This window comes from Aliifodinibius sp. S!AR15-10, assembly GCF_031569985.1.
Lineage (GTDB): Bacteria > Bacteroidota > Rhodothermia > Balneolales > Balneolaceae > JAMQKA01.
Genome location: NZ_JAMQKA010000009.1, coordinates 124,451 through 150,269, shown reverse-complemented (window position 1 = coordinate 150,269; position 25,819 = coordinate 124,451). Strand labels below are relative to the sequence as shown.

At 45.6% G+C, this 25,819-nt stretch carries 18 protein-coding genes; 6 read left to right on the top strand and 12 right to left on the bottom strand.

What is annotated here, in order from left to right; genetic code table 11:
• Nucleotides 1–147: 147 nt before the first annotated feature.
• The 7 genes from NC796_RS08525 to NC796_RS08495 all read right to left on the bottom strand — a co-directional run bounded on the left by NC796_RS08525 (nt 148) and on the right by NC796_RS08495 (nt 13,205).
• Nucleotides 148–678, bottom strand: coding sequence for a hypothetical protein (locus tag NC796_RS08525; RefSeq protein ID WP_310683936.1), 531 nt, complete (start codon nt 676–678; stop codon nt 148–150).
• Between the two features lie 16 nt (nt 679–694).
• Nucleotides 695–2,230 carry a trypsin-like peptidase domain-containing protein gene (locus NC796_RS08520; protein ID WP_310683934.1) on the bottom strand — a complete coding sequence of 512 codons (1,536 nt, stop codon included), beginning with the start codon at nt 2,228–2,230 and terminating at the stop codon, nt 695–697.
• A gap of 2 nt (nt 2,231–2,232) precedes the next feature.
• Complete coding sequence (gene recO / locus NC796_RS08515) at nt 2,233–2,982, bottom strand: DNA repair protein RecO (RefSeq protein ID WP_310683932.1); 750 nt, start codon at nt 2,980–2,982, stop codon at nt 2,233–2,235.
• 107 nt (nt 2,983–3,089) lie between these two features.
• Nucleotides 3,090–3,749: a hypothetical protein gene (locus NC796_RS08510; protein WP_310683930.1), complete on the bottom strand. Its 660-nt coding sequence runs from the start codon at nt 3,747–3,749 to the stop codon at nt 3,090–3,092.
• Nucleotides 3,733–4,380: a sigma-70 family RNA polymerase sigma factor gene (locus tag NC796_RS08505; protein WP_310683928.1), complete on the bottom strand. Its 648-nt coding sequence runs from the start codon at nt 4,378–4,380 to the stop codon at nt 3,733–3,735. The genes NC796_RS08510 and NC796_RS08505 overlap by 17 nt, the downstream gene beginning before the upstream one ends.
• 378 nt (nt 4,381–4,758) lie before the next feature.
• Nucleotides 4,759–6,627 (bottom strand): excinuclease ABC subunit UvrC, encoded by a 1,869-nt coding sequence (uvrC, locus tag NC796_RS08500; protein ID WP_310683926.1) that lies wholly within the window; start codon nt 6,625–6,627, stop codon nt 4,759–4,761.
• 323 nt (nt 6,628–6,950) lie between these two features.
• Nucleotides 6,951–13,205, bottom strand: a complete 6,255-nt coding sequence (locus tag NC796_RS08495; protein ID WP_310683924.1) for an RHS repeat-associated core domain-containing protein — start codon at nt 13,203–13,205, stop codon at nt 6,951–6,953.
• Nucleotides 13,206–13,488: 283 nt separating this feature from the next.
• On the opposite strand from NC796_RS08495, the gene NC796_RS08490 reads away from it, so the two are divergent.
• The 5 genes from NC796_RS08490 to NC796_RS08470 all read left to right on the top strand — a co-directional run bounded on the left by NC796_RS08490 (nt 13,489) and on the right by NC796_RS08470 (nt 17,833).
• Nucleotides 13,489–13,710, top strand: coding sequence for a hypothetical protein (locus NC796_RS08490; protein ID WP_310683922.1), 222 nt, complete (start codon nt 13,489–13,491; stop codon nt 13,708–13,710).
• 6 nt (nt 13,711–13,716) lie between these two features.
• Nucleotides 13,717–15,186 (top strand): sodium:solute symporter family protein, encoded by a 1,470-nt coding sequence (locus tag NC796_RS08485; protein WP_310683920.1) that lies wholly within the window; start codon nt 13,717–13,719, stop codon nt 15,184–15,186.
• Nucleotides 15,186–15,884, top strand: coding sequence for an RluA family pseudouridine synthase (locus NC796_RS08480; protein ID WP_310683918.1), 699 nt, complete (start codon nt 15,186–15,188; stop codon nt 15,882–15,884). The genes NC796_RS08485 and NC796_RS08480 overlap by 1 nt, the downstream gene beginning before the upstream one ends.
• Nucleotides 15,885–15,947: 63 nt before the next feature.
• A complete protein-coding gene (locus NC796_RS08475) occupies nt 15,948–16,829 on the top strand; it encodes a class I SAM-dependent methyltransferase (RefSeq protein ID WP_310683916.1) in 882 nt (293 codons plus the stop codon).
• A gap of 104 nt (nt 16,830–16,933) precedes the next feature.
• Nucleotides 16,934–17,833, top strand: coding sequence for a hypothetical protein (locus tag NC796_RS08470; RefSeq protein ID WP_310683914.1), 900 nt, complete (start codon nt 16,934–16,936; stop codon nt 17,831–17,833).
• A 146-nt stretch (nt 17,834–17,979) separates the two neighbouring features.
• Here the strand turns inward: NC796_RS08470 and NC796_RS08465 are convergent, their stop codons facing one another.
• Nucleotides 17,980–18,570, bottom strand: a complete 591-nt coding sequence (locus tag NC796_RS08465) for a hypothetical protein (RefSeq protein ID WP_310683912.1) — start codon at nt 18,568–18,570, stop codon at nt 17,980–17,982.
• 109 nt (nt 18,571–18,679) lie between these two features.
• Entirely contained in the window at nt 18,680–20,065 is a 1,386-nt protein-coding gene (rmuC, locus tag NC796_RS08460) for a DNA recombination protein RmuC (RefSeq protein WP_310683910.1), read from the bottom strand.
• Between the two features lie 442 nt (nt 20,066–20,507).
• Between rmuC and NC796_RS08455 the strand changes: the two genes are divergently transcribed.
• The gene (locus tag NC796_RS08455) at nt 20,508–21,761 is read left to right on the top strand and encodes an IS256 family transposase (protein WP_310683908.1); all 1,254 of its coding nucleotides are present in this window, start codon (nt 20,508–20,510) and stop codon (nt 21,759–21,761) included.
• A gap of 501 nt (nt 21,762–22,262) precedes the next feature.
• On the opposite strand, the gene NC796_RS08450 is transcribed toward NC796_RS08455, so the two are convergent.
• From NC796_RS08450 to NC796_RS08440, 3 genes are all read right to left on the bottom strand, one after another.
• Nucleotides 22,263–24,458: an ATP-binding protein gene (locus NC796_RS08450; RefSeq protein ID WP_310683906.1), complete on the bottom strand. Its 2,196-nt coding sequence runs from the start codon at nt 24,456–24,458 to the stop codon at nt 22,263–22,265.
• The gene (locus NC796_RS08445) at nt 24,406–25,152 is read right to left on the bottom strand and encodes an SIR2 family protein (RefSeq protein ID WP_310683904.1); all 747 of its coding nucleotides are present in this window, start codon (nt 25,150–25,152) and stop codon (nt 24,406–24,408) included. Before NC796_RS08445 ends, NC796_RS08450 begins: the two co-directional genes overlap by 53 nt.
• Before the next feature lie 182 nt (nt 25,153–25,334).
• Nucleotides 25,335–25,760, bottom strand: coding sequence for a hypothetical protein (locus tag NC796_RS08440; protein ID WP_310683902.1), 426 nt, complete (start codon nt 25,758–25,760; stop codon nt 25,335–25,337).
• Nucleotides 25,761–25,819: the final 59 nt, after the last annotated feature.

Here is a 25,819-nt window from a genome sequence, read left to right as displayed (position 1 = left end):
AAGTAAGGAGTTGATCTTTGACTTGTTGAGAGAGGTCGGGAAAGGTGAGTTTATCCATGATGTTTTATTCGAAAAATACAAAAACCCAATCACATTTACCCCTTTTATTTAGTGGTAATGACACTAGTATAAAATAGCCACAGAGTTTTAAAGGTCGTTTTTCAATTTCTCCCAAGTGGAACGGTGTGGTTCAAGATGGCTCCCGAGATCACTGATCAGTGCTTCCCTGGAGATAGTAACTGCGGCAAATCCATGGTAACCGAACTTATCTGAAGATTTCGCCTCTTGATCAGACACGGTTAAGGCATCGGAAATAGTAGCTTCTGCAGACCGCAGTACAAATATAAACTCTGAGGATTCCATTTCATCACTCCCGGATTCTACTGCACTATTTCTTGCCGATTCCAGTCGCGATGACAGATGCTGTTCGAAATTTGCTTGTGCTTTTGCTACCGCTTTCTGTGTGGCTGCATCTGAAGAAACCCCAAGCGCCGTGCCATACGCAGTGTATGTTGAATCAGTAGCTACAAACTCACTGGATGAATACCAAGTGGGATAAAATGATCTGCTTTCAGTCTGCTCGGCAGGGGCGTCGGTCGTCGTTGGTTGTAGAGTTGAGCATGAAATTACTAACGTGGAGAGAACAAATAAAATCGCAGTAATGTGAAAACGAGGCATCAAAAAAATCTATAATTTACTGTTTCAGTTCAAAATGGCCGACAGCACCATCTTCTGTTTCGACCTGTAGCAGCACGGAACCCTGCTTGCCTAAACTTCGATCGATAAGATCCTTTAAAGTTTCCAGATCTTCAACTTTGGTTTTATTTACTTTAAGGATCTCGTATCCCTCCTTCAACCCGCGCCGCTTAGCTTCGGAGGATTCCTCAATCTCAGTGATAATGAGATCAAATTTTTCAGCATTCTCCGGCTTTGAAAGCGCCATTACTTTGAATCCCAGTGAGAACGTGCCAAACTCTACACCATTCCCGTACTTCCTGTGCTCCTGTTCCTCTTCCGGCCTTATTTCCAGGGAATTGGAAAACACTTCCTGACTCATCTCTTCTATTTGGCCAAGCTTTACATTTCGATCAAACTCATCGCCACCCCGCCAGATTGTAAGTTTTGCAACATCGCCCGGACTTAACACCGCGATCTTCTCCTGTAATTCATTCGCTTCATTCACAGGTTCATCATTTACCGCCAGTATCACGTCCCGGCTCTGCAGCCCAAACTCATCAGCTGCAAGACCGGATTCCACGTCTGAAATCATCACTCCCCGAATCTTATCCATACTTAGCTCGTCGGCCAACCTTTGGTCTACTCCCTGTATGGAAACACCGAGCAGTGCGCGGCGAACTTCTCCATACTCGATAATATCGCGCGCTACTTTTAACGCGAGATTCGCCGGCACGGCAAATCCATACCCCTGGTAATTACCACTTTGAGAGGCGATCGCTGTATTAATGCCGATAAGCTCTCCACTTGTGTTGACCAGTGCCCCACCGCTGTTGCCTTTATTGATGGCGGCATCGGTTTGGATAAAACTTTCCACTCCCAGCTGCTCATGTATCACATCCAGGTTGCCACGTCCCATAGCGCTCACGATACCGGCCGTTACGGTAGAACGCAATCGAAATGGATTACCAATCGCAAGGACCCACTCTCCTACTTCCACCTGGTTAGAATTGCCCACGACAATAGAAGGCAGCTCGTTGCTGTCGATTTTAATGACTGCCAGATCAGTGGAGGGGTCTGTTCCCACTACGCGGGCTTTAAACATCCGCTTGTCATTCAGTACCACTTCAATACCGTTTTGCACCGCATCATCGATCACGTGATTGTTTGTCAGGATATAACCATCTTCTGTAATAATAACTCCAGATCCGACAGTCCGTGCTTTGTGCGGTAAAAACCGATCCCAAAATCCCTCGTCGCGGTCGTGATTCTCATCATCGGGCACCTGGGCTCCGTTGACTGGAATCACGGTCTCTATATAAACAACAGTGGGCTTTACCCGTTGTGCTACAGATTTAAACAGAAAACGGGCATCGACATTTTCAAGCGCCCGCTCCGGCAGTACCGGTTCACTACTACGTTTCACCTCCGTCACATTGACCTGGGCCTGGTCATTAACCCAGACCCCCTGTTGGTAAAGAGAAAAGATCGTGCCGATTACGATTCCAATCAGCAGCAGTAAAACACCGGTAAGATATCTGTTTCGGGATTTCATAATTATTCCTGCAATAATTGTTCAAAAATAGCATCCGATTTACGGTTCCTGAATCCCTCTACATGGTATTTAAAATAACGATCCAGGTGCTCAATCCAATGTTTGAGTTCTCCAGTTTCAAAATCAATCTCCATAAGCCTGGAACTGCGCGACTGCAGGGCCAATCGTACGTACATAAACTGATTTTGTGTCAACTTGTATGAGTATGAAGCGGCACTATCTGTGGAAATAAGCCCCGTTTCTAAATTAAAGAAATATTGTGATTGTGGCGTTTCATCATCTTCATTTTTAATATGAAGTTGCAGCCCGTGACCTACGAGTTCTGCGAGACGAATCTGCAGGTAGGGGAAAATCTGCTGAGGGGATTGATCTGTTTCGTTGAGCCAAAGTATAAAACGTTTGCCAACCTCAAATATCGGCAGGTTCACTTCTTCGTCATGTAACAACTGGTTCATCAACTCAATGGCAGAAGTGAGTGTGGCGATCTTTTCAAAATTGGTCCGGATATTAAAGGTCTTTTCAAGATAACTGGCTTCAGAGAGCGTCTGCACCGAACGAGATGATTTATAGTAATAAACCACATCCAGCAAATTACCCACCTCCATCAGGCCTGAAAACTTGCTTTTGGGTTTCTTCACACCGCGTACCATCACCGCTATCTTACCGTGTTCTTCGGTAAACAGGGTTACAATTTTACTTGATTCAGAATAATCAACCGTTCTGAATACAATGGCAGAAGTATGAGTAATCAAGAGCGTAGAATTAGATTATGCTGCACCGTTTATTACCATATTAACACCATAAAATAAAAAATGCAGCCGTTAAGCTGCATTTTTAGATAATTTTATAAAATTACGAACTATTGCTCAGATCCCGTCAACTGCAGGGAACGAGATCGACTACCCATGTCCAATGGATCATCTATCGGTTTTAACTTTTGAATAGAAGTATTGAGCATAGAATCGAATTCCGTTCGCGTTTGCTCACTAAATTGATCCTGGAACCGCAGAATTTGTTGGTGATCTACCCAAGGTTCTATTTCTGCCTCCGCTGTTTCAACGGCCTGACTTTGAATCGAGGCGTTGAGCTGCCCCGCATCTACATCTACTGTCGGGGAAGAAGAGACCGAAGCCGCAGAACTGTTCTGCTGCGTTTGTGAGTCCGATTCCGTACCTCCCACCCGATCTTGATACAACAAAACGCCGGATACCAAACCGATAGCCATGACGGCAGCCGCAGCTACATAACCGATTCTCGATCCACTAAAGGATATAGGAATCAGCCCACTCCTGGTATTCGGTTTGTGTTTGGAGGCTTTGTTTAGAATGTCCTGTGTAACATGAGCTGGAGGATCCATCTCCGGAAGATCTTCATCCAATCGTTTGAGCGTTTGTCGCATACACTCAACTTCAATTAGCAGATCCTCGTCTTCCATCATCGAACGCTCCATGAGCACTTCCTCTGAAGGATCCATCTCCTTCATCAGATAGCGAATCGAGGCATTATCGTCGTTCGGCATATTTATTTTCTTCTTGTTCTTTTTCTTCTTCAAAGAGTTTACGAAGATTTATTAACGCATACCGCATACGTCCTAGTGCGGTATTAATGGAAACATCCGTTAATTCGGCGATTTCCTTAAACGGCATTTCGTAATAGTGACGAAGCATTACTACCGTTCGCTGCTCTTCAGGAAGATCAGCGATATGTTTCATCAGGCTGCTTTTCGCTTCTTCTTTTTCAAGCTGTTCTTCAGCGCTGACCATGTCTTCGTCAGGCAGCCGTTCATAGAAATCAGTACCTGATTCTTCGTCGTAGTTAGAACTAACGTCGACGAATCGTTTTTGTTTTCTTAAATAATCAATAGTTGCATTATGAGCAATGCGCATCACCCAAGCTATCCATTTACCTTGCTCGTTATAGGTGTCATCCATCTTTGTGATAACCTTTGTGAAGGTCTCCTGGAAGATGTCATCAGCGACATCACCACTTCCCACCATACTGTAGATGTAGGAATAAATCTTGGATTGATGCCGGTTCATCAACTCGCTGAACGCCATTTCATCGCCATTCTGGCGGTAGAATCGAACAAGATCCTTATCATCCAGTCGTTGATATTTTGAACTAATATGTTCTGCTTTCTCAAATTTCATAAGCTTTTCCTCACGCCTGATTATTGCAAATTTTCGACGTCAATGCAACTGGCATTTTTGCAAATTTAGATGTTATTGTCGTTTTCTGACTTTTCACTCCCATATACAACAATAATTTTACTTGTAAACATTCATCATAAATTAACCAATTTTCCAGTTACATATATATTTGAATGAATGAAGAACAATTGTACAGAGATCCGTTGGTAAAAGTTTCACGGCTATATAACTGTCCATCACTACTATAAATGGTATATCCTGCAATAAAGAATGTATATCACATGATAATGTGAGACCATTCCCTGCAGGTTTACAAGCTAAATACACTTCACTACATGTAAATGACTATTACGAAAAGTATGTCCAGGCGGTTTCATACTACTCTTCTTCGAAACTTTCCTCCTTATCTCTGAAATAGCTGTAGACTGTTTCCCCGGTTTTTTCTCCAACCTCAGCTTGTATTTCTTTCTTGTGGGCTTCTTTCACTTTTTTAACTGATCCAAAATGATTAAGGAGTTTTTGAGCTGTTTTTGCACCGATTCCCGATATATTGGTCAGTTCTGTCTTTATGGTTCGTTTGGCCCGTTTGTTTCGGTGGAAGTTGATGGCGAAACGGTGGGCCTCGTCACGCACCTGCTGAAGCAGTTTCAGTGCGGAAGAAGTTTTTGGAATCATTACAGGATCCGACTTCCCGGGCAGGAATACCTCTTCCAAGCGTTTCGCCAGTCCGACGATCTCACATTCCCCATAAAAGCCGATCTCTTTAAGGGCCGCAATCGCTGCATTCAGCTGTCCTTTTCCCCCATCCACCACAATCAGGTCGGGAATCTGCTGCTTTTCCTTCATTACCCTCTTATATCGCCGGCTAACCACCTCTTTCATGGATGCAAAGTCGTCAGGCCCCTCAACCGTTTTTATATTGAACCGCTTGTAGGAACTCTTTCGTGGTTTCGCATCCACAAAGCACACCATGGAAGCCACAGGATCCGATCCCTGGATATTGGAATTGTCGAAACACTCGATTCGCCGCGGCAGACGGTCGAGCTGCAGATGCTCTTTCAACTCTTCAACAGAATTGGGAATACGTTTTCGATTGGCTTTCTCCTTCTCCAGCTTGCGTTGACCCAGAAGGAGCTCCGCGTTTGACATCGCCATCCGCATCAGTTGCGCTTTTTCTCCCCTCTGCGGCCGGTGAATCGGTACCTTTCGCCCCCGCTCCTGCCACAGGTATTGCAGCAGAGGATCATCTTCCGGCAAGTCGTGGCTTACATAGACTTCATCCGGAATCGCGCCCGCAAACTGACCAGTGTAGTAATCCTCAATAAACGATTGCAGCATCTCTCCTTCTTCCAGGTGAGAGATGTTTTTAAGGAACCGGTGGAATTTACCCAACAGCTTTCCTTCACGGATTTTAAACAACACGCCACATGCTTCTGAAATCTCCTCATCAACTGTAAGTGCGTACACATCGCGGTCGACTTTCTTGTCGGCCACCATCTTCATTTTCTTACTGTATTTCTCTACGGCCTTAAGGCTGTCGCGAATGCGGGCGGCTTTCTCAAATTCGAGCGCTTCGGAGGCGATCTGCATTTCTTCTTTTAAATCGCGCATCAACTGGTCGGTGCGCCCGTTTAGCATCCGCTCCACCTTCTCAATATTGGCTTTGTACTCCTCAAAATCCAGCTCCTCAGAACACCGGTCCAGGTAATCATCCAGGCAGGATCCCCATCTGGGAGCGCCCTTCGTGCGATTAATGTTTTTGGATGAGATCGCACAGGTACATAGACCAAAAGCCTTTCGAATGGTCTCCAGCATACGACGCATATGCATCACGCTGTCATAGGGACCGATATATTTACTGCCGTCACTGATCACTGTTCGAGTAGGGAATACCCGCGGCCGCTCCTGGTTGGTTATACAGATATAGGGATAGGACTTGTCATCCCGGTACATAATATTATACCGCGGCTGGTGCTTTTTGATCAGATTGTTCTCAAGAATCAGAGCCTCGGCCTCTGAATCAGTAACAATCACCTCCAGGTCATCAATTTTGCGTACCATCACCTTAATGCGTCCGTCATGTCCCCCGGAATCCTGGAAGTAGGAGCGCACCCGGTTGCGGAGCCGTTTCGCTTTGCCAACATACAGATGATTCCCTCCTTTGTCCTTAAACATATACACTCCGGGAGACGTAGGCAGATGATCTACCTTTTCCTGAACATCAATATCTGTGGTGTCACTACTCATCTACTAAAAACATCAATTGGAATTGTGCTGACCGATTGGGTTAAAACGAGGGATACACTTATTTTTCTGAGCTAAAAATATAGAAACATTTCCCAAGAATCAGTAAGATAACGACTTGGTTTCTACTTGGTATATCTCAACTAATTTGCAAATAATTTACTTACCTTCCACTTTTTTATTGAAAAATTGGCTATGTATGCATGCTTATAGGTAAGGCTCAGTGAATATACCTTCACAGTACGAAAGATCCAGACATGTTATGATCAGAGCCTTTAAAAGCATCTTTTTATAACTTTTTAGGAATCATCCCGATTCCATTACTCTCAACCTAAATTTGCCTTTGCATTTTCATCGTCATCATAAATAGATACAGTACCTACATTTTTGCTTGTCACATTCCACGGGATACTCACTGGACTTCCACTTTGCAATGCAAAGATATAACCACTGCCCTTTACAAGGACGTGATATGTATGTTCAAAAGCTTTGGGGCAAAATATTTCTGCAGCTTCACTAGCTGTTTTAGATATAGTGCCAGATGATTTAATTGTAACGTACTGCCATTCTATACCAGCATCCAAAGTAACAGATGTGCTAAGTTCATTAGCATTACTAAATTTTATTTGATTGTTAGTTTTCTTTGTTTCTTTGGGTACATAATAAAATTGAAACGCATACCTATCCGTCCGACTAGTGACTTTCGGCTTAACAATAAATATGGATGGTAGTAAGGGCAGGTTTAAAACCTTATACTCCTTCTGTGCCCCGATGGTAGCCCGTAATAATGAACGCGTAATTGAATCAAACCCTTTGGAAGAGGACTTGTTCTGATAAAAGAACCACTTATCGGTTATTGTAACACTACCAATAACTGGGGTGAGCTCGTTAAAAGCTTTATCCAATTCGGTTATAATTTGGCTATACAAGGGGCCAGATCCTGTTGGACCAATAGAATTCTTAAGGCTAACTGTTTCTTCATGTACCCATTGAGTACTATCAAATAAACCAACCGGATCGGTATTATTCACTGGATTTGATTGAACAAAGGTGTAAAGATTGAGATTATCTATGTATCCTAAAGGATCACGTCCCAAAAATTTTGCCCCAAAAACTTCATAATACCGATTCCGGTAATAGTAAAGCCCGGTTTTTTCGTCGAATCTTCGTGCCGTAAAAAGGTAATAATTCCCAAATCCTAATGAAGCGCCTTGTGAACCTGCTTCAAAGTTATCAGACAAATCAAACGGCGTGCCTTCCAATCCATCTCCGTTATCATCCAGAACCGGCAGAACAGTGGGTTCACTATAGATACTGTAGCGGTAGTACTCCAGAATCCGGTTGGGATTATCCGCATCCAGCAGCGCCATAATACTGCCCAGACGATTATTCAGATAGTAATACTCCTGGTCGGCGTTCTGGTCCAGTATATTTTTGTCGTTGCCATCACCCAGTTTTCCGTCCGCATCTCGGTCAATGGCCGCCAGTAGTGGTTCATCGACCTGCTGGCCGTTCACATAAATACGTTCTAGCACATTCTGGGCTTTGGCTAGGGTCGCGCCCTCCTCAAACAATCGCTCCTCTACCACATTCCATCCATCATAAATATAGCGCCGCCCCCCCTCAGCGATTTCCGAGTCATTCAGCTCCAGTGTCGCGACCCTGCGGCACATCGGGTCATAGCGGTATTCTTGTTTGGAATTTGCGCCCACCGGATCAATATCAAAGAGCAGGTTGTATGCGTCCCAGCGTGCGGAGGCTGTGATGTCTTTCCTATCAGGATTTCCAGTCATGGGCCTTACTAAAAAAGAGGTTGCATTACCCGCACGGTCATAGGTGGGATTGGTCGCCCTGCCATTACGTTTTAGCTGTATACACTCATTTGCACTGTTGTTTGAGTAGCTGTCATTGGTATTCGCTTCGCTGTCAAAAGGATTGCCAAATGCTGCCTTTTTGCGATTAAACAGATCATCATAAATAAAGGCGTTGGTGGGAGTGGCGGGTGCGATAGAGCCGGGTACGCGGTAGGTTACCCCTGTAATCTCATAACGATTATTATACTGGAAGTGATCGTATAGCCCTAAGTCATGGGTGAAGCCCTCGTATGTGGCATTATCCATACGGTCGTAGGCATACTCAAATCCAGTCAGCAATCTATCCGGACCATCCCACTGGTGGACTCGGATTCTGCGTTTTGTATCATAGGTACAAGAGAGCCCTGCTCCATTTCCCAGCTTCTTCTTTTGTACCCGCCACGGACCGATGTAGGTATAATCAGCAATGGGTTTAAACGGTTCTCTGAAATAGGCTGAAGATATTGTACCTACCCGGTTTAGGGCGTCATGCGTAAAGGTCACATCCAGATCTTTCTTCCTACCGTCCACCACCTGGTAGCTGGTTCGATTCGAATGCTTATCATAGCTATGCACCAGTTTTACCGGTTGCTGCCACCCTTTGCTAAATCCCATGCCATCCAGGCGGATCGACTGCGTTTCTTTGACGAGACGTGAGAAGGCATCGTAGACCTGATCAACTTTTGCATAGTTATTTCGAGCACTGACCGTTCGGTTAAGCGCATCGAACCTAAACGTTTGCCTGGTCGTTCCGGGCACGTCGGGGGGCAGGCTGACCTCCTGCTCAACCGGCCGGTTACCTTGGTCAAAACTGGTATTAAAAACTACCTCTCGCTGATCTGTAACCTGTATAGGATTGGAGTTCGGGTCATAGATCACTTCAACACGGTCATAAATTCTATCCGGTCCATCACCACTGCCGTCAACCGGATCGTCGGAGTCGGGGTAAACGGTACGGATTTTCCGATCCAGGTCGTCGAAAGCATGACGAGTAACCTGGATGCTTCCGGGATTTTTGATATCCGACAGGGCCCGTTCCTCAACCAAATTACTATTTTGGTCGTAACCCGATTCATAATGTTGCAGTTCGGTGAAGTTACCAGTAAAGGGATTTCCGTCAAAACGCTGCATCATAACCGGGCGGTTGTTATCGTCAAATGTAGTGATGGTGAAGTTCTTTTCAGCATCTTGGACCAGGCGCTCATTGCTGCGGGAGTCGTAGGCAAAGTACCACGCATGATCAATGCTGTCGCCATCGAGACCACGAATGTGTTGCTCTGTCTGCCTGTTGAGTTCGTCGTAGCTATAGGTGGTAACGTACGTTTCCTTTTGCCCCACAGCGCCCGGGCCCGGTATCTCGATTTCCGTTAGACTGATAACATTCGAGTTGGCATCGTAAGCCGAAATTTGTCGATTGCCCATCGCGTCGGTGGTAGTGAGCGGTCGATCGGCAGCATCATAGTCCATGATAGTCGCGTTGCCGTTGGCATCGATCTTACGGACTGTGCGCGATCCCGGGTCAAAAACCGTCTTGTAGCTCGAATTTTTCCCATCTTCCGGATCCAGGAGGCTACTTTCATCGGTGCTGAGATCGATATCCAATACTTGCTTATACCGGCGCCCGTTTTCATCAAATCGCATGTAACTGCGTTCCAGTAGCTCAGTGATCTCTCCCGTTTCCTGGGATATCGCTCCCCTCGACCCAGTCAGAATATTGGAGGCATCGTCATACTCGCGCAGCCACCCGTTGCCATTTTGATCGGAAAAAGCGATTTGACGGTCATCGAAATCAAAGAAGTTATAACTGAGGTTTCCCCGACCGTCTAGTCTTTCCACATTATTACTGCGGGCGTCATAGGTATTAATTGTCAATCCGACAAACGAAGTATTTTCCAGTGTTTCAGCTCGTTTATCAGACGGATACCCCGAACTTATATCAACAGCAGATGGATTATCATCCAGGCTATTAGCTGGGTCTAGCAGCGGAGTTCGACTGGGATCAGGAACAGGTGCCACCCCGTAAAAAAATTTGAAACGCAGCCGACGCTCGTCATATAGCCAAAATTCCCGGTTCCCTTTCGGTTTCCGGGTCACAGTAGGATCGTCATTTCCATCATACGCATACCGGTTGATAAGATCGTTGGCATCATCTGCATCCACCTCCACCCTGTCCGAAAGCAAGTTGTTAACCTCGTCAAAGCTTTTGGACCGGTCGATCCATTGAATTTGCGGTACAGTTCCATCCAGGTCGATATTACTACGTCGTTCAATAACTTTGTTGCCTGCACCATCATAGATGAAACGGGTTTCATAGCGAAACTGCAGCCCATTGTGCAGAGTGACAGCAGGCTCAATTTCACAAGTGATTTCCTGTAGATCATTGTATTCTGTGTCGTAAAAGAATCCTTTGTGGTCGATCATCTTGGTAATCATCCCCAGTGCATTCACCTTGTACTGGCTGGTAATATTTGTCACTGCGTCAAAAGAGCCTTCGGCCCCACGTGTTACCGATTGCAGATAGCCGCCGAACGCACCTTTGGTATTGATATCTCCGCCACTGCTTGGCCCGTCAAAATATGTGTGTATTGTCAGATTGCAATTTGGGTCAGTATGGATAAGCGTTTGGCCAAATTCATTGTAGGTCCATGATTCTGCAATTACCTGGGTAGTATCAACGCCCCGTGTCACAGCCGGGGATTCATACCTTGTTTTATTGCCAAAAGAGTCATATGCATAGGTGTGTTCAAAACTGAGGCCCGAATAGATGGGATTATCATCAAATGCCCGGGATTCAGAGTGATTCAGCATGCGTGAAAACTGCCCCTGATCCCCAAAACTGTACGGCTGATAAGTTGATTCTGTCACTATGCTGTCGGTTCCGTCGGTGCGTTCCCTCCTGAGTATCTGCCTATTCGTATTGTATGTAAACCGATCAACAGGGTAATTCACGGGGATACCCCAATCATCATATTCGATTTGGGATTCATCGCCCCGGAACGGCTCGGCGATAGCGGCCGGTGAGAGGCAGTCACAGTCGTGTAGCCAGCGCTGCTCCCAGAAGGGTGGCTCATCGGGCCTGAGAGGTTCGTTTCCCTTCCCGGACTCGGTAATTTCAAGCTTTCGTCGAAGCCCAAATTTCCCATGTGTATCCAGTTGACGGCCATATTCATCAAATAAATGGTAATCTTTGTTCAAGGGGCCGCCGGCAGCACCATGTATTTCATATACCGAGATATTCTGTTCCCGGTCGGTCACACTTACACACAGGTTGGTCTCCTCGAGCGGTTCAAACGCGATGGGTATTGCGAACTCCTCGTTCCCCGCTTGGTATTGGAAAATCACATCATTGCTGTTGATGCGAGCTACATTCACTCGACCATACTCATCGAATTCAAAAGCTTTGGGCACCGCCCCGCGAGGATCTGTTACCTGCCTTATATGATTGGGAAATTCCATGTCCAAATAACCTAGTGTCCATACCCGGGTTTGGGTCTTCAGAACGCTTGGCAGGTCTTTTTCAGTAATTTCTGTGGAGGCCGGGATATCCGCATACTCGGTATCGGGGGTCTTAACCTGGACCAGGCGTCCATCGATATCATGAAGCATCGACCAGGTGCGTTGAATGTGGTCAGTAAATGAATTGATACGGCCATCGGATCCAAAATCCAGCGTCTGAACCTGTTCAAGATCGGTTATTATATGACAAAGGGTACCCGAAGAATCGTACTCCAGGCGCATTTCATTGCCATTGGGATCGCTGATCCGAACAGGATATCCAGGATAGTTTGTTGCCCCTTCAAAAAACTGGGTTTCCAATCCTGAGAAGTGTGTCAGTGTCCATCGGTGCATATTCGGATCAAGTGTCAACCTGGAGAAGAAACCGCAGGGAAGTTCCCAGGTTTTGCCATCTTCCGAATAGATATAATAGCAACGCAAATCGGGGGTAACAATCTGGCCGGTCCGTTCTCCGGATCGAATAATCATCATATTAAAACTGTGGGAGATACTTTGTCCCCAGGGGCCGTTATAATCCGTCAGTGAGATATGGTGCAGGTTCAGGTTAAAGCCCAGTTTTCTGGTTTGGAAATCGGTAATCGGGAAATGGTGCCGTATCTTTCCCGTCGCTAATTCTACCCCATGCTCAGTTGGTGTGTAGCTTTGAGTGTACGCTTCGAGTGACGAACCTATCAGTGTGTCTTCTTCCCCACAGGGACTGCAAGTACAGATGCCTGGCTCAACGGGTATTAGTTTCTCCAGGGGAATACCTGGAAGAAGCTCATCAGCTTTTGGCAAGGCTACCTCATTCTCGTCTTTATCGGGAACTACCAATTCAGAATAGACGAGATTCTCGGGGACTGAAGCGGCAAGATTTTCTACATCAATTTGTATACAGTTTAGTATCTCGGTGGGACTTTCCCGGCTCTCATCCGCTGAGGTCATATACATTGAGAGCTCCAAGACAGGCCGCTCTTTGCCGGCATTAGCTGTTTCATAGCACGATTCAGATTTTAAAAACTCGTCGTTTCCACGAGTCAAACTTGAAGGTATTTCGATACCGATAGTATACAATCCCTCCGCGTCGACAATTGTTTGTCTTTCAAAAACGCCATCGCCATCTGCATCAATATGTATTATGGTGCCGGGACCAAAACCACCAGTCTCCTCTCCAATCAATACAATATTATTACCCTTGTAGTACAGGTTTCTCTTCTCGGCTTGCTTAGTCATGGCCTTCTCCTGGTTTCCGATCGTTAATATTTCCTGGTATTCATATTCAACTTCGTATTCTCCACTTGTATAGCAAGTAACTAAGGGGATATACGAAAATTAAAGATTGCCGGATTTATTAGGATTAAAATGTCACAAAATTAACGGGGAAGCTCTTCTTATCAATACTTTTCCTTGCAATCTTTTACTGTTATAATAGCCTACTCAAAACAGTACATTCGGTTAATCAAAAGGGCAGCAAAGGACAGAATTTTTTGGTAGTGCATAAAACCGCCATTGAAATATGACAACACGAAAAAAGATTTTCTTGGTCATCATACTTCTGATCCAAATCAGTATCATTTGGCCGGTCTACCCACTTTTTTCGGATATCTCTCCCATGATCCTGGGTTTGCCGCTTTCATTTGCATGGGTTGTCGGCATGCTGATCGCCTCTTTTTTGACTATCCTTTGGTATTACCTTACTGATCCGGAACGTAAATCCCCTGAATCTCAAACCTCCTGACTTTCGTTGGAAGACTGGATTATCATACTTATTTGTTGCGGATTGTACCTGCTCATTTCCCTGGCTATGGGGATTATTCCCGGGCTGCAAGTATCGAGTAGTGTCTCAGGTTTTGTGGCCGGCGATCGCAGGATGAACCTCCTGGTCCTCTATTTTGTGATGGGTGCTTCAATATTCTCATCATTTGCATTCCTCGGGGGACCCGGCTGGGCCTATTCCCGGGGCGCAGCAGCCTTTTACATCATCGCATATGGTACTACCGGCATTATCCCGTTCTACTTCTTTGGTCCCAAAGCCCGTCGACTGGGTGAAAAATATGGCTTTGTAACACAGGCCGAACTGCTGGAAGATCGCTTCAACAGCAAAATGATTTCTGTACTCCTGGCTGTTTTAAGTGTAATTGCCTTTATTCCGTACCTCACACTCCAAATGAAGGGCGCTGGTTACGTCCTCTCAACTATCAGTGAAGGTCACATTCCCCAATGGCTGGGGGCTGCATTGGCCTACGGGGTCGTACTGATCTACGTGTTCTACAGTGGGCTCATGGGCGTTGGATGGACCAACACGTTCCAGGGGTTGTTCATGATGGTCATAGCGTGGTTTTTGGGCATCTACCTGCCCAATGAATTGTATGGCGGCGTTGGTGAAATGTTTACCCAAATTGCACAAAGCGATCTCTCAGCGATGCTCACCGCCCCGGGACTGGATGCTGCGGGCAAGCCGTGGAACTGGTGGGCATTCAGTTCAGCAGTACTTGTCTCTGCCATCGGTTTTTCGATGTGGCCTCACCTGTTTATGCGGGCTTTTGCTGCCAACAGCGACAAGACCGTAAAACTGACGGTCGTCCTATACCCCAGCTTTCAGCTTTTTATTGTCCCTATCCTTCTAATTGGATTTTCTGCCATCCTCGCTTTTCCCGGTATCGATCAGGCGGATACTGTGGTTCCTTTCCTGCTCACTCAAATTGATCTGCCTGTAATTGTGGTTGGACTGGTGGTTGCCGGAACCCTTGCGGCCTCGATGTCCTCCGGGGACGCCATTCTTCATTCAGCAGCCTCAATCGCCGTACGGGACGGCATCACCAAATTCTTTCGCGGGGAAATGAATGATGAAAAGCAGCGTCGATTCATACGTATCTTGGTAGTTTTGATCGGATTGACAGCCTATTACTTTGCCGTCATTTCCGAAGTTTCCATTGTCGCACTCCTGCTCGGGGCCTACGGCGGAGTGGCACAGATATTTCCACCGGTTTTCTCTATGTTCTACTGGCGGCGTGCCACCGGCAAAGGAGCTCTTGCGGGATTAACCAGTGGAATCCTGGTAACAATCTTCTTCCTCTTGTATCCGGATTTACGTCCCGTGCCTTTACATGAAGGGCTCTGGGGACTCGCAGTGAACGTGATCCTGCTGGTCGTCGTTAGCCTGAATACCGAACCGGAACTGAAAAAACGAATTGAACGCTACATTAACGCCTGATGAACAAGTCTACAAGCACGTCGCCAGACATTCCCATTGTTTTTGAGGACAATTACCTCCTCGTCATCGACAAGCCCCATGAACTGCTCTCCCAGGAGGATCACACCGGGGATCCCGATGTGGTGACGCTCTGCAAGCAGTATCTCAGGCAGGAATATAACAATAGAGGGAATGTCTACCTCGGTCTTGTGCACCGGCTGGATCGCCCTGTTGGCGGATTGATGCTCCTGGCCAAAACCCAAAAGGCTGCCAAACAACTTAGCGATCAGTTGCGGGATCGTACTGTTCAAAAGACCTATCACGCCATCGTGTATGGAGATCCGCCTCTCAACGGTTTCCTAACGCATCACCTGGTGAAGAACAGGAATCGCAACCGGGTCACTACTGCCTCTCCCAAAAACCAGGACAGCAAAAAGGCGATTCTCTCCTTCCAAAGGCTGGAGCAACAGGAAGAACTCAGCCTGCTGGCTGTTCACCTGCAGACTGGACGTCCCCACCAAATACGGGTGCAGCTGGCCGAAGAGGGCTACCCGGTATGGGGCGATTACAAATATGGTCGCCGACAGCCGGATGGCCGAACCATGGCATTGCGCGCTGTCGAGCTCATTTTTCAGCACCCCATGAGCAAAGAGGATGTCCAGCTGACACTCCCTTCGCCGAAAGCTGAACCCTGGAGCCTGTTTAACTGTGCCAAGTGAGAACGGACGAATTCCAGCCAAATCTGTTGGGCTTGATAGCAAAAATCGATACGTTTCGCACATATGCAACCAAACCAGATTAGCCAGACGGCAGCTTTTATAGCGATAAAATTCTATGGGCTCACCCAGACAGATCCCTACCGCTCTTGGTTTGATGAGAAGATCATCCGGTTTTATGACCGGTTGGTTCAATTTTTGCCTAAACCGTTGCACTTATACCATTCTGTACTAAAGAAAAAATGGATACGCAGGTTCTTCCTCTTTTCTGAAGAGCTGCTGCTGCCCGGCGACCTGATGCACATCATCATGCGCAAATATTTTATCGGTCAGCAGGTGGATCAGCTGCTTGACAGCGGCTATGAGCAATTGCTGGTGCTGGGGGCCGGTTTTGACCACCTGGCAATGCTCCACTCACAAAAAGGAACCTGTAGTTTCGAGATTGACGCACCGGGTATGGCATCGCTGAAGGAGCAATTTATAAAACAGCACGGCATGCAAAATGCCAATCTGCATCTGCTTTCTCATCACGTTTCGGAGGGGAATAATAAGATCAATTTGGAACTAATCCCCCCGTTGGACCCCAATCGAAAGACGGTGATTGTTGCTGAAGGCTTCTTTGATTACCTATATCCGGAACAAAGCAAAAAAATCCTTGAAGATCTGGTAACTTTTTTTAACAATAAAGCGACTTTGATCAGCACCATATTCGCTCTCGATGAGCTGTCGGTTGTTCGCAGATCCGTATTTAAAGCCGGCGTAACGATGGTTGGGGAAAAAATTCGGCTGGGCTGGTCAAAAGAAGAGTACGAATCTACGCTTGATTCGGTTGGTTTCGGCAACACCAGGATGCTAAATGCCAGCACTATGCGGCAAAAACTATTGGTTCCAGCCGATATCTCTATGCCCGTTTTGGACGGGTTCTACCTGGTATCAAGCAAGGTGTAGTTTTTTATTTGTATTTGGAACACTCATTAAACCGTTGATGTTGTCAGTTAGGAATTGAATAGTATATGGAAAAATGTCAGCAGATCGACTGAGGGGTTATAAGGATGTCTGGAAGTAAGCTTACCAGAAAAGAAGCATTAGAGCTTATCACACCGGTGGTAGATGATGAGGTTGATGAGGATACGCGTATCGCTTTTCTGGCCTATATTCAGCAGGACCAATCTGTTCGGTCAAAATATGAGTCGGCCAAAAAGCTCAAAAATGTGATTTCCACGAGGTGTCCGTGTGCCAATGCCCCGGATCGACTAAAAAAACGTATACAACATTTTCTGGACACTCAGCAATCTGGCAATAGTGAGCCAAAGGAGGAACCGATCTATGATATGCCCACCGAACACTCCATGACCACAGAAAAAGCTACTTCACCTGCCACTAAAAGGAGTAGCACATGGAGATATGCTGCTGCAGCCTCAATCTTGGTCGCAGCAATCGTGTTTGGTATCAACTTTTACATGCAGTCTCCGGTCAATTCATATAATGTAGAGGAGTATGCCTATAATCATTTTATAAAGCATGAAGGCAAGATGATTAAGCCGACTATATCGACGGCCAGTATTGCTAATGCTGAACTGGAACTGGCCCACGCGTTTGACATGCCTGTGACGGTGCCCCCTTTGAAGAATGCTGAATTCAAGGGTGTGGTTTTTAGCGACTTTGTGCCTGGTTTCAAAACGCCGTTGATGGAATATTACCTACCGTCAGAGGATCAATACATCTATATTTTTGCCTTCAAAATCACCGATCTGAAACGGTTTGAAGAGTTATCGCGCAGCCAGGAAGCGGTCAACTCGTGTATTAAAGCCAAGGATTTTCATATCAGGAATGTGAATGGGAAACACGTGGTATCCTGGAAATGGGACAACACTTGGTATGCGGCAATATCAAACCACGATGGCAAGACCCTGGCCTCCCTTGTGGAACCGTTGGGATTTAAGAGGGATTGAGGGATGGAAGGTATTTAAAGGATTGAGGTATGAGGAGTGAATAATTGAAGAGGGCGAGAAATTTATGCTAAAAAAATTCTAAGCACAACTCCATAAGTTCTTTCTTTTCAAGTATTTCCCTGCCATCACCTGCGAAACTATATCACCTAAAAACTGATCCTTGCTGTAATCATAGGTACCGAACGATTGGTCCCCTGAAGACTCCTGATCTCCATGGCATATCCCATACTCTGGTTGTACTCACGTACCGAGGCAGGTGCCGATGCAATATTGTAGACGATGGTGCCAACCAGCAGGGCACTGCCCACAATGATATTGGTATCCTCAATAGAAACGGGCTCATTATCAACATTCAGCGCATCGGCAAAATCGCGGCCAAACACTTCACTTGTGGCATCCTGTAGTAGAAAGGCCGCCCCAACGCGGGTCAGAGCCCCGAGTCCCCCACGCAGATAATCATTACCATAAAAATTGCCGGTAGAAGGGCCGACGATCAACCCGTAAAGTGCAAGTGAAGCCCCCATGGTCTGGATCGTATTGTTGTTGAACAATTTAACAGTACCAATCCCCACCGCAATTGGTGTTGCCGTGTTGACAATAGCCTGGTTGATAGCCTCAGATCCTGAACGAGCTTGGGTACTAGCGCCCAAACCGGTTGTTTCAGGCTGTGCCATTGCCGGCAGGGCTACTGAAAGGAGGAAAAAAACAGCGGGTAATAAAAGATGGATTAGTTTCATAACAGGCAGAATATGCCAACTATATTTCAATAAGTAAATGCGTAATGCGTGATACGTAATGCGTAATAAACACAAAATAATTACGCATTACGTATCACGCATTACGCTGCTATTCTTGTTCTACATCATCAGCAAACGATTCTGCCTTTTCTTCCAATATTCCAGGCTTCTCGGTCATACTCTCCGGGAGTTGCTTGGAGGCCTTGGCCCCCAGTTCCTTGAGCATCTCCACCTGTCGGGTTAGGCTGCCGTGTCCCGTAGAAAGGCGGCTCATCGCCTCGTCATAGCTTTCGCGGGTCTGCCGCATCCGCATGCCGATGTCCTGCATGCTCTCCACGAACAGGGCAAACTTGTCATACAGCGCCCCGCCCCGTTCGGCGATCTCCATGGCATACCGATTCTGGCGTTCCTGCTTCCACACGCTGTCGATGGTAGCCAGCGTGGCCAGCAGCGTGGAGGGACTCACGATCACGATATTCTTCTCGAAAGCCTCGTAATAGAGGTCAGCGTCATACTGCAGGGCCACGCCGAAGGCCGATTCGATAGGCACGAACATCAGCACAAAGTCGGGGCTATTGCCGCCGTAAAGCTGCTGGTAGTTTTTGCTGCTAAGACCTTTCACATGGCTGCGCAGCGAGGCGACGTGCTGCTTCAGGGCCTGCTGTTGTTTCTCCTCATCATCAGCCGAAGAGTAACGCTCGTAGGCGGTAAGCGAGACCTTTGAGTCGATAATCAGGTGCTTTTCGTCGGGCAGCTTCACCACCACATCGGGCTGCAGGCGGCGGCCATCACCGTTGGTAATGCTCTCCTGCATCAAGTACTCCTTGCCTTTGCGGAGCCCCGACCGCTCCAGGATGCGCTGCAAAATCACTTCTCCCCATGCGCCCTGGGTCTTGGACTCCCCTTTCAGGGCTTTGGTCAGGTTCTTGGCCTCTTCGCTCATCTGCTTGTTGAGGTCCATAAGGTTCTTCAGCTCATTTTTGAGCGAGCCGCGTGCTTCCAGCTCCTCTTTGTGCGTCTCCTCCACCTTCTTCTTGAACGCCTCCATCTTCTCGCTGAGCGGCTTCAGCAACTCGTCCATCTTCTCACGGTTGTGCTCGGTAAACTTCTTGCTCTTCTCCTCCAGGATCTTGTTGGCCAGGTTCTCAAACTCATCCTTGAACCGGTCCTGCAGCTCCTTCATCTCCTCCTTCTGCTCATCCAGCCGCTCCTTCAGGTTGCGGTAGTCGGCATTGAGCTCGGCCAGCTGCTTCTCAGCTTCGTTGGCTTTGGACTCAGCCTGCTTCAGCTCTGTCTCGGTGGAATCCAGCTGTTCCGCAAGATTGCTGTTGCGCTCCTCCAGCCGGCTGACGGTCTGCAGTGCCTGCTCCCGTTCCTGCTCCAGGGCATCGGCTTCCTCTTTACTGAGGGCTTGGCTGCTTTTGAGCTGGAAGTAGGCGATGAGATATCCAAGAATGAGACCAACGACGATGAATGCGATTGAGATCAGTTGCATTGGAGTTGTTGAAGGTTAAAAGGTTGAAGGTTAAATGTTGAAGGTTCTTCCAGTTGAATGTAGAAAGTAAAAGGTAGAAAGTTTAATAATTCTGAGAATTCTGCTTATTGCCCTTTTTTCACTTTCAAACTTAGGGGCAAGATATAAACTAGGGGTGACAGATCCTGTCACCCCTCTTTAGGGTTTTAATCCCTGGGGTGCCTGCCCTAACTAGTACGTTCCGATTGGACTTACCACTCCACAGTGATTGGAGTTATAATTCCAGTATCCCTGGAATAGTAAGAGTGGGATATTCCCTTACTACTACGTCGGAGGGAGTAATAGTAATCTACTCAGCCGCTGTGTATAATAGTTTCTGTAAAAGTAGATAAGTAGAAAAAAAGAAAGGCCATGGCTAGGTTTTGATTGATTCACCAAAAATCATAACCAAACCATCATTGCCATGACCTCTAAAGGAAAGGATACGAAGAAGAACAAAGAATTTCAGCTGGAAGATTTGTTGGCCTCGGGCCACGAGAACCTGCTGGCGGAGATTCTACAATTAGGACTGCAACAGCTGATGGAACTCGAACGTGACCAACATATTGGGGCCGACCACTACGAGCGCAGCGACCAGCGGCGCACGTCTCGCAACGGCTACAAGCCGCGCCAGCTGCCCGCTCGGGTGGGGACGCTGCATCTGCGGGTCCCGCAGACCCGCGACGGGGAGTTTTACCCTTCTATTTTGGAGCGATACCAACGCAGCGAAAAAGCGTTGGTGGCCGCTTTGGCCGAGGCGTATGTGCAGGGCGTGTCGACCCGAAAGATGGCCAAAGTGACCGAGCAACTGTTGGGCAAGGAATTTTCGGCCAGCACGATTAGCCGATTCTCTGAGCAGTTGGATGCGGAGCTGGAGGCCTGGCGGGCCCGCCGGCTGACCGGAGACTACCCCTACGTGAAGATCGACGCCCGCTACGAGCGGTGTCGTCGCGACGGGATCATCGTAGATATGGCGGTTCTGGTAGCAATCGGGGTGTCTGAAGAAGGCCATCGTCACGTGCTGGCCGTGGAGACCGGTTGGGGCGAGTCCGAAGCGGTCTGGAGTGAGTTTATCAAAGGACTCAAAAAGCGTGGACTCTCCGGAGTTCAGCTGTTTGTCAGTGACAATCACCCCGGGATCAAGGCGGCCTTGCGTGATCACTATTCAGGGGTCCCGTGGCAGCGCTGCCAATACCATTTTCGCCAGAATGCATTGGATCAGGTCCCCAAAAAGCGCGAGGATCAAATTCTTGAAGCACTGGAAAGAGTGTGGAAAAAGGGAAATTCCTACCGACAGGCGAAAGCCAAGCTCAACGAGCTGGTCGAGGAGCTATCGGATCCACTGCCGGATGTAGCCGACTGGCTTAGCGAGCAGGCCCCGCAGACGTTAACGGTCTTCCAGGTAGCCCCGGCCTCGCATCGCCGACGGGTGCGCACGACCAACGCTGTCGAACGGCTCCACCAGGAGCTAAAGCGCCGCAGCAAACCGGTGCGAATATTTCCCAATCCGGACAGTTGTCTTCGGCTGTTTGGAGCCATGCTCAAAGAGCAGCACGAGGATTGGATCACCGGTCGGCGATATTTGAAGATGGACGGGCTCGAAGAATTTCAAGATAAACGAAATTTTTCTTCGGAGGATCCTCCGAAGAAAACAATTAAACCAGCTATGGCTAAGTAACTTTTACAGAAAAAAACTTGCACAAGCTACTCAGCCGCTTTGAGTAGGCTACTCAGAGTGCCTGAGTGGACTACTCAGAATGCTTGAGCAGACTACTCAAGGCTGTTTGGTAGTCTACTCAAGGCTGTTTGGTAGTCTACTCAAGGCTGTTTGGTAGTCTACTTAAAGCTGTTTGGTAGTCTACTCAAAGCTGTTTGGTAGTCTACTCAAAGCTATCTGGTAGTCTACTCAAAGCTATCTGGTGGCCTACTCATAAATCACTTAGTAGTCTACTCGGAGTGTCTGTAGTAGTAAGGACAAGCAATATTTCTCCATTCAGTCGCTCTGCGGCTGAATGCGGCCGACGCTCTGCGTCCCCGGAACTTAACCATATAGCTTGGCTGTACGCAGAGCGTATATACTGTCCCAACGCGGAGCATTGGGACTAAGGTGAGAACTAGTTCAGATGAATGCCCTTACCAGCCCATTCGGTGTGGATTGTAAGCCCGAGGTGATTGGAATTTAAGCGTTTTCTTCATTTTCTGAATTTTCCTCTCTCTCTGTCCCCTGCCATTTTTCTACTATAGGTTGCCAGTTGACATCTCTTTGCTCCTTACCAGTCCATACATCCCAAAATTTAGGATCTTCAGACTTTGGACGTTGCGATTCAGGAAGATTTCTAATCGTCAACAATAACGGGATTGAAGTTGCTAAACCTACTAGAATCGCTTTTTGGCTAGGTAGTGTAGGTATTTCATTCAGGAGGCTACCAATGTTATCAGGTACCAGCCGCCTTACCAATTCTTGGTCTCGATCATTCACAATTCTATGAAGTAAAAATGAATTACATTGTGAAAGTACAGTTGGTGATATTTCCGATGGACGTTGGGAAGATAAGATTAAACTGAGCCCAAACTTTCTACCCTCTCTAGATACTCTCTCAAAAATTCTAAGGCAGAGTTCATTATAACTTTGAATATCATTATTTGAAGAGAATGATCTATTTACAAATGTATGGGCTTCCTCTAATGCTAATACAGTCGGCAATTCTTTACCATTTTCTTTTCTATACCTTTGTAAGGCTTCGAAAATTAATCTTGCAAAAACAGCTATTATAATGTGAATTACATCTGATGGAATTAAGGAAAGATCCAAAATGACAATGCTTGGATCTCCCTGATCCTTACCACTAAGATACTCATTTAACCAATCTATTAGACCAACTTCATCCTCTGGATTAACTACGTTTCTTAGTCTTTCATCCTCTACTAAAAACCTAATCCTCATTGCCAAAAAGTTAGTAAACTGAGTGAGGTTCATATCTTGCTGACCAGCAAGATTCGTAAGATAGTCTGGTAGATCTAAAACAGGGAACTGGATTGGACTATCCGCAGAATTTTCATTTCTATCACCTCGAAAATCTATTATCGAATCTATATCATCTAAAACAGTACCAAGCTCATCATGTATTGTATGAAGGTCAGTTTCGCTAAAATCATTATATCCTTCATTTCCACTTTGTGAGACATAATGACGATTATTACGAATCCTCTCTGAAGTTCTTTGCAGGGATACTAATGATTCTCTCATTTCATCATTAATTTCAAAACCTTCATCTAAATAAATATTTTCTAAATCTTCATTGAAATTTTCTAAACTTTTCCCACAATTCCTATGTTCTAACCATTCCATATTTACAGGAGGAGTAGCCAAATAGTTCTCAAGATTGACTTTTTGACCATTTAGAAACCTACGTAACTGAATAAGATTTGAGTCTTCTAGTTCACGGCCTGATTTGATCCCTCTTAATGCATCCAACAATAATGGTCTTTGTGCTCCGGGTTGAGCTCTGGTTAAACTTGACCATTCGAAGCTATTCCACATCCAGGCTGGCAAATTAAATGATTTAACCTCGTCTTGTAACTCTTCTCCGGCTAAATAAACCCTATGATTTTCAACTTCATTATCTAAATCTTCAAACGCTGGTTTATATTCACCGTTGGGATCAAGAACAATGAATCTCGAATTTAGATTTTGCTCTTCAGATTCAATGTGTTCCTTAGCTGCCTCAACAGACCAACGAATCATGCCTGCAACCGAGCAGGACTTCCCACTACCTGTATTTCCAAGAACTGCTAAATGTTTTCCAAACAATTTGTCTGGATCAACATAAATATCTGAATTAGCTGCTAAAGGTGCCTTCCCAAGATTAATTTTTGCGTTTTTATCTTCATTTTTCACAATCGCTTTAAGTTGATTTTCATCAGGAATAACCACTGAATCACCTACCGACGGAAAACTAAAGACACCTCTTTCCATTACATACTTTTCTTTATCATCTACAAACTCCTTTTTTAATGTACCGATAGGCACTATGCTCATTCTACGTTGGGGATATGGGAGATCTATAACATCTGAATTTTTGACTTTACTACTAAATCTCTCAACTCCCATCCAATCGATCATACCTACAACAGCTCCAACTTCTTTGGGAACCAGTACAAAGCCATTAATCCTTGGAAATAGACTCGGTACACCAGTATTTAAGGAAGTATTCTGAGGTGCATTGGTATCGAGTAGAACTTTTATTTCATTTGGAGAAGTTGATACAACAGTTCCAATGTTTAACTCTCTTATGGAATCAAAATTTAATTCATCTCTCATTTTATTCTTCCTCCCCTGTGTTTGAAACTCCATTTTCCTGTTCCAACCTTCCATCCTCGCTCGGTTCTTCTCCTCTATTTTTCAGGAGATTAGCTCTTCTGATAGAAATCCTATCAATTGCAGATTTTGGCAAATAATATTTGTTCAACTTCTCCAAGTCACCAAACTCCTTACCTAAAAGCAGTGTAAATTGAGAAGGATTTTGGTTTTCAAAGAAAGATTTTATTCGCTCATTACCATCATAAGATATTACCACTAAATGAGTTGACGGAATTGACAGCATATCCTCAATAATAGAATTGATATGACTATCTCCGAAACCATATCCATATGTTACTAGAGATGAATTAGGACGACAAATTGCAGTAGAAAACTCTCTAAAAAGTTCAGAATATGGATAAAAGGCTGTTTCAATTCCTTTGGAAGAATTTGGATATATCAGCAACGAATCAGTTAGATCACTACCAATTTCAGGATGATCCTCATCCGCGCCAAATGGAAGTAATTTTTTAATGACATCTTGGTTAGAAGATTTCCAATCCACTGAGCCATGTAGTTTACTGTATTTCACAACTCCTTCCACATAGCGAGGCTCACCTCGAATTCCTGGTGGGTTGTAATGATAATCGTAATTAAGTTTAGTTTCTCTAAATTTGGGATTTAAACTTCCCACAAATCTGTCTAAATAAAGAATTCCTGCTGAATCAAAACCATATTCTATGAATCTATCGTAATTAGTTGTAAACAAATTGAGCCTTTCTCTACTCGATGAACGACTTGCAAAGCTCAACAAAAAAGTCTTTAAATTTTTTAGTGATGCTTTAGCAGCAGATTTCTGTTCTTTTAGCTGTTTTAAAAAGTTACTCTCAGTAGCTAGAATATTTTTTACTAAGGTAGCTAAATTTTTATCTATCTCAGTTTTGAGCTTATCTATATTTTTTCTTCCTCTCCATCTTCGTTTTCTGACGAATCATTATCGCTCGCTGTAATATCCTGTATTTGATATCCTCTCAATAATTCTAAAGAAGCCCTAAGGTCATCTTCAAAATTTGGAGTTCCACGACCGAATTCCTCTGCTGTTTTTTCAGCGTATGCTTTAATTTCTTGACTATACTCTCCTTCAAATTCGAGTCTACTCATATCTTGACTATCAATGTCTGCAATTTTTGCCAAGGCATTTGATAGTCCACTACCAACTAACAGAGAAAATTGTTCGCTTTGAAAGATTGCTGAAAGCCAAGGCTCAATTTCTTTACGAATTTCATTTCTTCTCTCTTCATCAATTGAATTATTGACTTTAATATCATTCCCAATGAACAATAGGTTTTCATCCCAATTAATTTCTTTTGTACCCATTTAAGCTGCCATAAATAGTTTGAAAGAGTTTTTATTAAAAAAATACTCATTACGTAGCT